Annotated in this window: 12 protein-coding genes and 1 riboswitch; of the genes, 1 reads left to right on the top strand and 11 read right to left on the bottom strand. The window is 37.9% G+C overall.

Translation table 11 applies throughout. The features are described 5' to 3' along the window. Positions 1-109 precede the first annotated feature (109 nt). From CRO56_RS04970 to CRO56_RS04955, 4 genes are all read right to left on the bottom strand, one after another. A complete protein-coding gene (locus CRO56_RS04970; protein WP_097157510.1) occupies positions 110-568 on the bottom strand; it encodes a YpbF family protein in 459 nt (152 codons plus the stop codon). Positions 569-646: 78 nt separating this feature from the next. Then, complete coding sequence (locus tag CRO56_RS04965; RefSeq protein ID WP_097157509.1) at positions 647-1,576, bottom strand: CPBP family intramembrane glutamic endopeptidase; 930 nt, start codon at positions 1,574-1,576, stop codon at positions 647-649. Beyond that, on the bottom strand, positions 1,573-3,060 hold the full coding sequence (locus CRO56_RS04960) for a RecQ family ATP-dependent DNA helicase (protein ID WP_097157508.1): 1,488 nt from the start codon (positions 3,058-3,060) through the stop codon (positions 1,573-1,575). Before CRO56_RS04960 ends, CRO56_RS04965 begins: the two co-directional genes overlap by 4 nt. Next, entirely contained in the window at positions 3,050-4,123 is a 1,074-nt protein-coding gene (locus CRO56_RS04955) for a YpbB family protein (RefSeq protein ID WP_097157507.1), read from the bottom strand. The genes CRO56_RS04960 and CRO56_RS04955 overlap by 11 nt, the downstream gene beginning before the upstream one ends. A 241-nt stretch (positions 4,124-4,364) precedes the next feature. Between CRO56_RS04955 and CRO56_RS04950 the strand changes: the two genes are divergently transcribed. Further along, positions 4,365-4,613 (top strand): ferredoxin, encoded by a 249-nt coding sequence (locus tag CRO56_RS04950; RefSeq protein WP_097157506.1) that lies wholly within the window; start codon positions 4,365-4,367, stop codon positions 4,611-4,613. Positions 4,614-4,728: 115 nt separating this feature from the next. Here CRO56_RS04950 and CRO56_RS04945 read toward each other — a convergent pair whose 3' ends face one another. The 7 genes from CRO56_RS04945 to ccsB all read right to left on the bottom strand — a co-directional run bounded on the left by CRO56_RS04945 (position 4,729) and on the right by ccsB (position 12,808). Continuing rightward, positions 4,729-5,304 (bottom strand): ECF transporter S component, encoded by a 576-nt coding sequence (locus CRO56_RS04945; protein ID WP_097157505.1) that lies wholly within the window; start codon positions 5,302-5,304, stop codon positions 4,729-4,731. Positions 5,305-5,536: 232 nt separating this feature from the next. Further along, a riboswitch (FMN riboswitch) is annotated at positions 5,537-5,682 on the bottom strand. A gap of 92 nt (positions 5,683-5,774) precedes the next feature. Beyond that, entirely contained in the window at positions 5,775-6,893 is a 1,119-nt protein-coding gene (locus tag CRO56_RS04940) for a M23 family metallopeptidase (protein ID WP_097157504.1), read from the bottom strand. Between the two features lie 189 nt (positions 6,894-7,082). Continuing rightward, positions 7,083-8,324: a hypothetical protein gene (locus tag CRO56_RS04935; RefSeq protein WP_097157503.1), complete on the bottom strand. Its 1,242-nt coding sequence runs from the start codon at positions 8,322-8,324 to the stop codon at positions 7,083-7,085. Then, entirely contained in the window at positions 8,296-8,847 is a 552-nt protein-coding gene (gene sigX / locus CRO56_RS04930; RefSeq protein ID WP_097157502.1) for an RNA polymerase sigma factor SigX, read from the bottom strand. The genes CRO56_RS04935 and sigX overlap by 29 nt, the downstream gene beginning before the upstream one ends. A gap of 163 nt (positions 8,848-9,010) precedes the next feature. Next, on the bottom strand, positions 9,011-10,795 hold the full coding sequence (locus CRO56_RS04925) for an ATP-binding protein (protein ID WP_097157501.1): 1,785 nt from the start codon (positions 10,793-10,795) through the stop codon (positions 9,011-9,013). After that, entirely contained in the window at positions 10,792-11,511 is a 720-nt protein-coding gene (locus CRO56_RS04920; RefSeq protein WP_142305194.1) for a response regulator transcription factor, read from the bottom strand. The genes CRO56_RS04925 and CRO56_RS04920 overlap by 4 nt, the downstream gene beginning before the upstream one ends. 109 nt (positions 11,512-11,620) lie before the next feature. Beyond that, entirely contained in the window at positions 11,621-12,808 is a 1,188-nt protein-coding gene (ccsB, locus tag CRO56_RS04915; RefSeq protein ID WP_097157499.1) for a c-type cytochrome biogenesis protein CcsB, read from the bottom strand. Between the last annotated feature and the right edge of the window lie 8 nt (positions 12,809-12,816).

The raw sequence follows: 12,816 nt of genomic DNA, 5'->3' as shown, positions 1-12,816 counted from the left end.
TCTTTAATAACAGTATGTATTCAACAAAAATGAAATTTTTTCCTTCCAAAACAAAATTAATTTATTCTAAATTTTCTTTAAAATAAAAAAGCCTATTTTATTAGGCTTGTTATTTTGTTTCATGGTATAGATTAATATTAAATTCTTTTTTCATCATATCTAAAACGAGATGGCGTTTTCGCCAGGCCTCTTCATGTTTCCACAAGTCTTTGCTCCGATCAACGATTTCTCTTCTCAGTTCGTGATACTCATCCTCCGCTTTTGACCTTTTCTTCCTTAACACGTTCATTCCGCCAAATGACCCGCCTACAATCAACACCATATATAAGTGATAGGGGTGATCAACAAACGCTGATATCATTAGTTGAAAAGAATCGGAATAAGGTTCGATTACAGTATTATTTACATAGTAAAGGAAGAGAAAAGCAGAAATCACCGTACACCAAACTGATAATAAGTGATACCTTTTAAATTTATCAAACTTCCTTTTTTTATTAACGGCTAACTGGAGCAGCTGTTTGGTCGCCTGATCCGTCCAATCGCCAATTTTTAGAATTGAAGGCTCCATTCTTCTCCTCCTTACATTCGGATACTCTCTCAAAAATATATGAGCCCGTCCGCTGGAGTATGAATCCTGGAGCCTTTGTTATTTATTGTTAGATCCATCCAATTGAATCGGCTCAAAATATGTTTCTTGCGAAGCCGGATTATCTATGTTTCTTTCACTCATCCAATAAGCATAAAAATAAATGATTGTAAGCGGCAATAAGATAAAAAGAAAAGCTAAAAGGCGGATTAATGGATATTTAAGTATCCTCTTCTTAGGCACCTCTTGCTGGTCCGTTTGCTGGTCATCCATTTGCTGCTCTTTCACCTTAACCTTTGCCTTTTTATTTTTTCTTTTATTTTTATGAACAAGACTTCTTGGAGGAAGGGCCCCTGGCTTTCCAACGTTATCTGGCTGTCTATGTTCCATTTCCAATGTTCGTGACACCTTCTTTTTCACTTTTTTTTGGATCTTTAAAAATAAACCCAGCAAGAAATCAACCGTAATATGTAAAATGATCGGTGCAATTAAATTTTCGGAAAGAATGTAAACATATCCAATGAATAAACTTAAAAGGGTAATGTTCAGTGATAAATACCAATGACTTAAATAACGAAAATGAATCAAAGCAAATATAAGGCTTGCCCAAAACCAGCCTAATGTATTTTGGAGAATTCCCCGAAAAAGCAGTTCTTCACTTACACCAATAATGACTGCCAGGAACAGAATATGGAGCGGGTGGCGCTTTAGAAATATTCTTTCATTTATGCCGCCATCATCAAAAAATTGTGGCGGAAGCAGCCTGGCCATTAGCACATCCAGTCCTACTACCAATAAACCAGCGATAAAACCAATGAGATAAGCAGCACCATCGTTCCATTTAATCAATAAAAAAAGAGTAGATAAGTCCCCGAAAAAAACAAATGAAAGAATAATTGTAATAACTAGGATGATTAATTGTGTTGCATATAAATTTATCAGCAGCTGCCGATCCGTCAAGGATTTAATAATTTCCGATTGTTTTTTCATTTCATGAGTGATCCTTCCCGCTGACCTAACATCAATGCTAATTCTGCTTTCCAGTCAAATAAATCACTAGTGTTATTTTGTTTAGGCTGAGGGGCTGGAATAGACAAAATAGACCAGCCGCAATTATCACAGCAGACTTCCTGTCTGGTAACGAAATCCTCTTTAAAATAACGGATCATAAACTCTCTTCTACACTGATTAGTGTCAATAAATTTCATCATCGATTTTGCTTTCTCAGTTTTAAGAATTCTTCTTTGCTCCAGCCAATTTACGATCTTCAGAACCGCTTCATTGCTATCATTATACTGGATATTTTGATATAGAAAATATAATATCCTCACATGGGTTTCATTAAGAATATTATCCTGTATGATTGTTTTCGGATCTTTTCCTGCCTTTAAGCATTCAAAAAAATAATAAACCTGATTTTCCGCTGGCAATTCGTAATCAATTAGCTGCAACTGCAGCTGTTCATCAAGAGGAGCATGCAACAAAATACAATAGCTCTCATTTCCGTCTCTTCCAGCCCTGCCTATTTCCTGAACAAATGATTCAAGCTGAAGAGGGGGCTGGAAATGAATAACAAACCTGACATCTTCTTTATTTACTCCCATTCCAAAAGCGCTTGTGGCACAAATGATATCAAGCTGATTGTCTAAAAACTGCTGCTGAATCAAAATCCGATCATCAGACTCTACATCAGCATGATAAAAACTAGTTTTTTCATGTCCATTTCCTTTTAGCCACGCACAAACTTCCTCCGCTAATCTCTTGCTAGAAAAATAAATGATTCCTGGCTTGGGCAGCCGATCGGCTAGAGAAAGAATATACTCAAATTTTTCTTGAATACTTGACACATTCTCAACAGCAAAAAGTAAATTAGGACGGTTTACACCTGCATTAAAAGTATTTTGTTTTGCTTTAAAGAGTAATTTCTGTTTTATATCAAGTTGTACTTCTGGAGTTGCGGTCGCCGTAAGAGCCAAAACCGATGGATGACCGAGTGCTTCTCTTACTTCACCAAGCTGCAGATAATCTGGACGGAAATCGTACCCCCATTGTGAAATACAATGGGCTTCATCAATAACCAGTAACGAAACAGATAGTTTCGCAAGCTCCGCTTTTACATACTCTGATGTGATCATCTCGGGAGAGAAAAAAATAAAGCGGTACTGGTCAATTCTCCTCCAGAACTCTTGTTTTTCAGCCCTTGAAAGAAATGAATTATAGGCTGCCACTCTTTTTTCTCCTCGATATCGAATCGATTCCACCTGATCCTGCATTAAAGATAAGAGGGGTGAAACGATGATAACAGGGCCGCCTATTATATAGCCAGCAAGCTGGTAGCAAAGAGATTTTCCAGTTCCTGTTGGTAAAACTGCCAACGTATCAAATCCGTTGAGGACTGATTCAATTACCTCTTTTTGACCTTTTCTAAAGCTTGTGAAGCCAAAATATTCCTTTAGCTTTTTCTCAAGATCCACTCGTAACCCTCCCTTGTCTTGCTAAAACAAGGCGTATTTGGAAATAACTAGCTTCAGGATGCTTGTCCTTCAGAAGTTTCAATTTTTTAGTATCCAATTGTAGAGCCGTTCTATTAATTTTTTCTTCGAGCTCAGGTGAAATAAAAGACGAAATTGAGAAGTTTTTATCTAATAAAGCAATTTCAACAATATGGTCCTCAATCGTATTCTGTTTAAGCTGTCTTACCAAGGCAATTTCCTCAATGGAATAGCCCTTTTGCAAAAGTAAATATGTTTTGGATGTAGAAACCGTAAAAGAAGGTCCCTCTGCTAAATCAGAAATGAAACTAAACAGGATTGGGTATTTTTGTTTTTTCTTTATAATGTTTCCAATTAGATAATGTAAGGTGCTTACAAAGGAAAGATGACCATATATGGAATCGATATTCAAGATTTCACTGAGCTGATCAATCGTTTTGCCAATTTTTTTGTAACCCGTTAATTTATGTACAAAGATAGATGCTTGCAGGTCGTCTAGCTGATTCAGTAATTCATACAGCTCCTGATAAAATTGATTAATCGTTGATGAACTAGAAGTGTGGTGATTTAACCATTTTTTTACCCAGAATAAAATCTGTTCATCCCTTGTAATCGGGATATATTGTCTGCATTCATGTGCTGAGTTAGATAATACCTGAAATCCTAACGATAGCCTTTTCCAAAAAATTTCTTCATACTGTGAATAACTGGCCCCATTAAGATGTGGAGGCAAGCCTTGTGACGTTTCCCATCTTTCTAATGAATCCCTGCCATATGGAGTCAGGACAAAATGGTTCTTATCAATTTGCACGGGTTCGATTTCATTGGACTCAATAAGCTGTTCAATGCGGTTGTCTAATTCCCCTCTTTTTAGGGAACGATAGCAGTTAAACAGAGATTCTAACTGAAATAGTCTGCAGTCCTGAATCGTTTGGGAAGATTTCTTCCCTTTTAAAATATGGTATACAGCGTAGCTAGAACGCTCCCCCTGTATGTTATTTAAACAATAAAGCAATAGTCCTTTAAAATATGTGGATAGAACCAATCAAATCACCTTATTAACGTATGTCATTCTTACACCCATTGTATCATGATTTCATCTGAGCAGAGTGGAAAAGAAACAGATATCGTGCCTTGGAAAGGTGTTACGAGGACGGGGAACAAACTTTTTTTATTGAAAAGTCTTGATTTCACCTATAAAATAAAACATGAGCAGGTTCATGTCTTACAAAGATATTGTTAATCACATAGACATAGTTACAGAGTTGATTGCGGGAGGGATTATAGTGGCAAAATATACAATCGTAGATAAAGAAACATGTATTGCCTGCGGCGCATGCGGCGCAGCTGCTCCAGATATTTATGATTACGACGATGAAGGAATCGCGTATGTGACCCTTGATGACAACGCTGGAGTCGTAGAAGTCCCAGATATTTTACTGGATGATATGATGGATGCTTTTGAGGGATGTCCTACAGATTCAATCAAAGTCGCCGACGAACCATTCGATGGGGACCCAACTAAGTTTGAATAAATAAGAAATGCGTTTAATAAAAGAGACAGCTTCGTGCTGTCTCTTTCGTATTTTAGGAGCAGATTTAACTGTAGATGTTTCAGAACCCTAAGCTATTTTTGCTCAGGAATTATTTTTACATACTTAAACTTTGTTTTTGGATCCAGTCTTGTAATCGTGTAAAAATAATTAAAAATACAGCCGTTACTACAAGTCCTTTTATTAAATTGAACGGAATTATAGCCACGGTGATCATAGATTTCATTTCTGAAGATGACATGGCAGGGAAATTTAATAATATTGTATAGGCTGGCAATAGTACAAAGTAATTTAACAGACTCATCACTAATGTCATCATTAACGTTCCGGAAACTAAGCCAACCGACAAACCCAATTTTGATTTCATCTTCTGATAAATGAAGTAAGTTGGCAAAATCAGCATGACACCCGCTATAAAATTAGCCAGCTGACCGATTGGAATGGCTGTTTCACTGCCTGTAATGATGTAATCTAAACCACATTTAATAAATTCTACTAAGATCCCGGCTAAAGGACCCATTAAAAGGGTGGCAAGCAAAGCTGGAAGATCACTAAAATCAATTTTTAAATACGGGGGAAAACCCGGCAGCGGAAAGTTTAGCAGCATTAAAATATAAGCAATACTTGCTAACACCCCAATTCCAGCCATCTTTTGAATCTTTAAACCTCTCATTTCTTCTTCCTCCCAGAAGTAGACCTACCTCAAGAAAAAGAAGGATTTCGAATACCGAGCATAGTAAAAGGGCAACCCTAAACAACTTAATCTTCGCCTATCCTTGACTTCTATTGAACTTTGCAGGGTTCAAAATCAAAGGAATCAGGGGAGACATGGTTCATTTAGAACTAGCCCTTTTATGAAAGCTCAAATAAACGTTCAATTTTAAAGCTTGAACGCTTTTCGAAACCTCCATCTTCTCCCATCCAGACTATACTGTCGGCTTTGGAATTTCACCAAATCCACCGTTTAGATGATACATCCAAACGGGTCACGGGCTGAAAGCAAATGCTTATCACCGCCGGTCGGGAATTTCACCCTGCCCCGAAGATAGATCGTTATATTTTTTTAATATTTCCTCTTTTATATTAATGGAAATCATTTATTTTGTGAAGAAATAAGTATCAATGATTATTTTAAACTTCTTTTTATGTTCCATTTATAATGACCCTGAATTCAAGAATTTTATCTTTCCATGAATTAAAGGGAACGAAACATTTTTTAAGCGCTAGAAATTTCAATTCAGATTGCTTTACCTGAAGGAATATATTACGTTTTGCTGCTTCAAAACCAGGCTGCCGTATTCGGCTCCGAGCCTTATATAAAGCGAGCAGGAATAATAGTTTCTGTTTCATAATTGGAATGCATGCCAGCCTTTTCCCATAACCAGGGAAAACCCTGTATGAAGGACGAGGTACCACAGCACAAACCAATTTACGTTTAACTTCGCTGATGAGCGGTGTGAATATATGTAAATCCGTTTTTCTTCGCTTACGTAAACCGGCTAACAAAAAGACTCCTGAAAAATCAATCGTTGCTGAATCAGGGTTTTTGGCTTGAGTCAGAATAACTCCTGTGTTTATAGGAATCATCCGGGCCGACTGAACCCGTTCAGCTGCAAAGGGCTCAGGTCTTGTTTCGAGCCATACCATTACGCTTTCTTCCTTATCAAGATTCTTCCATAAGCCTTCTTTTGATAATTTCTCTTCTTTTCGATTATGTAAAATTTCTTGTACATAAAGCCATCGGGACTGGAATGTTGTTTCTTGGCCAGTTCGAATCGGGCCATAGATGACGTCTGGATTTAACACATTCGATTTAGCAAAATTCCAGTCGGAGAAATGTACTTCGAAATGGAGATGAACACCGCTTGATCCGCCTGTTGTCCCCATTGTTCCTATGAGTTCACCACTTTTCACCCAATCTCCAACATCTTTTAATCTTTTATGTAAATGGGCATACACTGTTTCATAGCCATTTGGATGCTCAATAAAAATCACATTTCCATAACTATAAGAATAATAGGATTTAATAACTCTTCCCTCGAAGACAGCATAAACATTTGAATTCCATTCTCCAGCGATGTCTATTCCATAATGCTGGCCATTCCTTGTCCCGAAATGGTCAGAAACAACGCCATCAGCAGGCCAAAGCCATACGTCTTTGTCAAGTTCAGATGCTGCATTGGTAGTTCCGCCTAAGAATAAAAGTGAGATGAAAAAAGCCATTAAGGCAACTATTAAAAATCGTTTTATATAGTCCTTCATAGCTCTTCCCCCCTTACTTGTCTTTTTACTAGAAATATGAAAACAAGTCCTTCATTAGAACAGAATGTGTCTGAATGGGAGTGAATGTAATTAAACTGTAAAATTATCTAAATTTTCGGTCTACTTAGAAATTCTATCCTTATTAAATTTTTCCTTCTAAAAACTTAAAAAAACGCCGATTCATCTGAATCAGCGTTGTTCAAAATATGAATATTGTTCTAAATAATTTGGTGCTACAGGCACTTTAATACTAGTATTGAATGAAAAATAAGCAAAGCTTTGTTGGACTGAATGTTTGAAATTAACAGTCTCGAAACCGAAGTTTTTAGCAGTTAGCATAATCGCCTCAAATGCCAGCATATTCTCATCTGTTTCTTCAACTTGGATCTTGCCAAGATCCACAACTAATTCTGTTCCATTCTCTGTAACCGAAACAATTGTAAAATTTTTCAGCGGTCCTTTTAGAGAATGCGTATCAATTTCTTCCTTCATCGCATCCAAGGCATCTTGAATTGTGGTGAATGATCCATCGATATAAGGTGTAAGCAGAGCTTCACTTTCATCTTTGGTTTGCAGAATAAAATAAGGCTGTTTAGTTTGCTTGATCACTGGCTGCTCAGGTTGTACACCTAGATTACCTAAATCAATCCCTGGTGTACCGTCTGTTTTGAATAATACTTTATTATAAGGAGTATTAGTCAACGTATAATCTAATGAAACTAAAAGACTCCGGTTCATTAAGGACCCGTTTGCATATGGATGATCTTTAGGAAAATCGATTTGAATAGCAGCATTATCACTGGCGATTGATACGTTACCTGACAGAGGAAGCAGGTCTTTATTTAAGCCCAATTCTTCAAAAGGAATTCTTTGAACATTATTTAGATACTGTTCCAACCAGGTTTCATCTTCATTATTCGGAACAGTAATGGTAACCGGTACGACATTTTGCCCTTGTTCATCCGGAACAGCATACGTAATTGGAGTCACACCGTCTGCAACTTGGTCTGCATATAGGGCTGATTGAATAGGAATCGCCTGTATTGAACTAATTCCACTAGTATCCTTATCCCCAGCAGCTTCTTCTATAACCTGTTGGTTTACTCCAGAATCTTCTGCCAGATCACCCTTCGATTCATATAGTTCAGCACCTCTATTACTCTCTTCCTTAAAGGCTGCATCTTCCGCAGCATTGAATTCACTTTCTGAGGCCTGGTTGCTTGGAAAAATGGCTGGATAAAGTATGAACGATAAAAGAAGCACAGCTGCCACAGCCACTGTAGGAATATACCAGTATTTTCTCTTGTCTTTTTGTAATTGTTTTTGGACGTTGTAGTAGATATCGCTTGGATTACGGGAATCCTCTACTTTGGGCATTTGTTTTAAAAGATTTTCAATCTTTTTATCGTCCCAAGAAGAATTGCTCACCATCTTTTCCCTCCTTTACCAACCGAGTTTCCATTGCTTTTTTCAATGCCTTAACGGCCCGATGCTGTGTTGTTTTTACTTTGCTTTCTGTCCAACCCAGGCTTTGTGCTGTTTCGGCGATTGACAAGGATTGAATAAAACGCATGACAAGGACGAGCCTGTGATCAACCGAGCATTCTTGAAGACATTCATACATTAACTTAATTTCCTCGTTTTGAACGGCGACATCCTCTGGTATCGGTTCCTTATCCTTTATCTGATTTTCTCCCCAATCAAACGTATCTAAAATTCTCTTTTTCCAGCTTTTTTGTTTCCTAAAAAAATCAATAGCGACATTGCGGGCAATTGAAAAAAGCCATGTTTTTTCACTGCTTTTTCCTTCAAAGCGATCGTACGACTTAAGTACCCGAATGTACACCTCTTGGACTAAGTCTTCCGCATGTTCTTTGTTTTGTACCATATAATATAGAAATTGAAATAAATCTTGGTGATATTCTTTATAGATGCGTTGAAAAACGGAGTCCATTTCGTCCCCTCCCCGTTTTCATAATATTAGTCGAATTTTATAGAAAAAAGTTTCACTCTTTACTATAGACTTTAATGGTAAAAATTGAAAGTACGATTTTGAAAATGTTTTAAGTATAGAAAAAATGAAATTATTGTTTCTCATGAAACAAGAACTTTCGTCATCACTTGTCATTTTCTCTGCTTTTTCGAGGGATAAAAATAGAAAACGTCGTTCCTTGTCCAACTTTGCTCTGAACGGAAATATGTCCTTCATGAGCATCAATAATATTTTTAGCAATGGATAAACCTAAGCCGGTACCAGATCTTCCTCTTGTTCTCGATTTGTCACCTTTATAAAACCGTTCGAATACGAAAGGCAAATCTTCTTCCAGGATGCCTGAGCCGGTATCCATTACTTCAAGCAAAAGACCCTTGTCCATCACTTTACCTTGAACCTGTACTTTTCCCCCGCCCGGAGTATGCCGGATTGCATTATCTATTAAATTCGTTAAAACTTGTTCGATCTTATCTTCGTCAAATGCAAATGTGTCATCTTTTTCAATTCCTTTTAATTCAAGGACAATCTCTTTTTCTTTTGCAATCCCAGAAAACTTCTTTAACACACGGTCAAGATAATGATAAAGCTCAAGCGTTTCATGATAAACTGTAATATGACCAGCCTCTATGCTGGCCAGATCTAATAAATCGTTTACAAGTCTGCCCATGCGAAGAGACTCGTCATAGATAACTTTTGCAATTTCCTTTTTCTCTTCATCAGAACTGGCAATGTCATCGACAATCGCTTCACTATATCCCTGAAGCATGGAAATCGGAGTTCTAAGCTCATGGGAAACGTTCGCAATAAAATCCTTTCGTATCTTATCCATTTTTCGCTCTTCTGTCATATCACGAACAACTGCAACTGCCCCGCGAACAGAACTTTGGTTGTAAAGCGGGCTCACAATAACCGTCCATGTTCGCATTTGTAAAGAGATTTCCCCAGTTTGTTCTTGTTCAGTCAGCACAGCTGATTGAAATAGGTCATATACCTTTGCTGGAAGTCCATCAATGATTTGCGTATTGGATTTGTCGTAATACCAGTATTGCAGAAATCTCTCAGCTGGAGGATTTGTCATTAGAATGGTTCCGTCCCTATTTAACGTAATGACCCCATCTGCCATACTGCTCAATATACTAGAAAGCTGCTCCTTTTCCTGCCTTAAGGCACTCATATTATATTTTAATTGCTTGCCCATTTGGTTAAAGGCTGTAGCCAGCTCACCGATTTCATCATTCGTTAAGATTGGCACCTTCGTGTCAAACTTTTCCCGAGCTACCTCAAAAGCAGCTTCTCTCATTTTTAGCAAAGGAGCTGTGATTCTGGTTGATAAGAAAAAGGCAAATATAGTAGTTAAAACAAAGGCAATTCCAGCGGCAAGCAGGATTAATTTGGTTGTTTGGTTAGCCGTATCACGTACTACTTCTAACGATTGATATATAAAGGCAACCCCATTTTCTCCGTCTGGTTTAATAAAAGGAGTTCCTACTACCTTTACATGGGAATATTCATCGGTATTAACCTCACCTGGGGGAGATATTTCAAGCTCTACACTTTCCCCTGTAGCTAATATACGGGGTAAGAGATTATCTTCCGTGAATACATCAACTGGTAAATGCACATTGCGGTCATTAGGAAGATAAAACTGGTCTCCTTCTTCCAAGAAAACGATTACTCTTGTGGCTTGATCGACCAACTCTCCCGTAATTTCTAAGGCAAGCTCTAAATTTTCATGCTCCTCCATAATAAACGAGACTTTTGCAGCTGTTCTTTTTAGATCATCTTCAATTTCATTAACATGATATCGCTGAAAAAACTGGAGCAGAAACATCGTTAAGACAAATAGTACGAAGCCGACAAGCAAGAGAATGGTAGCCCACAGCTTACCGACTACACTTTTCCAAATCATTCAGTACCGACCTCGAATTTATATCCAACTCCCCAAACAGTGACAATCATTTTCGCTGCCTGCTCCGATACTTTGCTTAACTTTTCTCTCAAACGTTTAATATGGGTGTCCACCGTGCGTAAATCCCCGAAAAACTCATATTGCCAAACTTCTTTTAACAGATGCTCCCTGTCATATACTTTATCCGGTGTTTTCGCAAGAAAATATAGCAATTCATATTCTTTTGGTGTTAAGCTTACTTCTATTCCATCAGCAGTCACCCGGTGGGCATCGTGATCAATCGTTAGATGAGGGAAAACGATTACATTCTTGGCTGATGTTTCTGTATTTAAATAAGATGTTTTAGACGCGCGTCTTAATAGTGCTTTTACACGCAAAACTACTTCTCGCGGGCTAAATGGCTTTACAATGTAATCATCGGTTCCGACCTCAAAGCCTTGAACTCTATTAGCTTCTTCCCCTTTCGCTGTCAACATGATAATCGGTGTAGATTTCTTTTCACGTAAACGGCGGGTTACCTCAATTCCATCTACCTCTGGCATCATTAAGTCGAGTAAAATTAAATCGTAATCTGTTGCAAAAGCCTTATTTAAAGCTTCGGCACCATCTTGAGCTTCTTCAATCTTAAATCCTTCCCTTTCTAAGTACATTTTTAACAACCGGCGAATCCGTTCTTCATCATCTACAACTAGGATTGTATAATCCTGCTCATTCATCACTTAGGTCACTCCCTAACATATTTAAAATAGTTTGAATGTATAAAAACCTTCACAGTTTTCTGTGAAGGTCATACTGAAATTGAAAATGCATACCTTCCTGCACTGTTTACACCCCAGCGTAGGAATGAAGTCCCGCAATAACGAGATTGACAACAATAAGATTAAACATAATTATAGCAAATCCAATTACTGCTAGCCATGCAGACTTTTCGCCGTGCCATCCTTTTGAAAGCCGTAAATGTAAAAAGGCAGCGTAAAATAACCAGGTAATCAGAGCCCAAACCTCTTTCGGGTCCCAGCCCCAAAATCGGCTCCACGCAAGCTGCGCCCAAATCATCGCAAAGATAAGCGCACCTAACGTAAAAATAGGAAAACCTATTAAAACAGAACGGTAGCCTATTTCATCTAAAAGTTCTAATTTGGAATTCTTGGTTAGAGGCTTTAATAAGGCTCCGATTCTCTTTCTAGTGATGAGCCGGATGAGCAGATAAAGAACGGCCCCTGCCCCCAATGACCATAATACAGTATTCAATTTCTTAGCGTTGATAAAAGCCGGAACCTGAACCATAGGCTCAATATGTCCTTCTGTTACTAGTTCTCCTTCATGAGGACCAACTATGGCAGGCAGGGTATAAGTTGTTTCTGCCGTTTCTCCATCTTTATCGGTATAAACAAATTGGCTTTCATAATCAGCTATTGCAAATGAAGAGGTCGTCAATATAAAACCTAGTACTGAAATTAAACTAAACAAAACGACCTCCAGCCAAAAGCTTGACTTGGAGCTTTTTGTCTGATCAATTGACTTAATCAAGTAGATCAGCCCTGCTGCAAAACTGATGGCGAGAACTGCCTCACCTGTGGCAGCGGTTGTTACGTGAATATGAAGCCAGTAGCTTTTTAAAGATGGCACTAAAGGAGAAATTTCATTAGGAAACATACTCGCATAGGCAATGATTAATAAAGCAATCGGCAAGGAAAACAAGCCAAGCACTGCATTGCGATAGATAAAAAAGATAACGATAAAGGCAGCAACAAGCATCATGCCGAAGAATGTAATAAACTCAAATAAATTACTTACTGGAGCATGTCCTGCTGCTATCCATCTGGTAATAAAATACCCAAGCTGTGCGATAAATCCAAAAATGGTCACAACAATTCCCACTTTGGACCATCTCTCAGGCTTTTTTTGCACATCCATATTTTTCTTTTGTCTGATCGAACCAGCAAAAATGAAGGTTCCTAACAGGTAAAGAATAAATGCTATAAATAGTAAATTTCCGCTTAATTCAACCATGAAATGGC

The sequence above is a fragment of the Bacillus oleivorans genome, assembly GCF_900207585.1.
Lineage (GTDB): Bacteria > Bacillota > Bacilli > Bacillales > JC228 > Bacillus_BF > Bacillus_BF oleivorans.
This window is presented reverse-complemented; position numbering and strand designations above follow the sequence as displayed.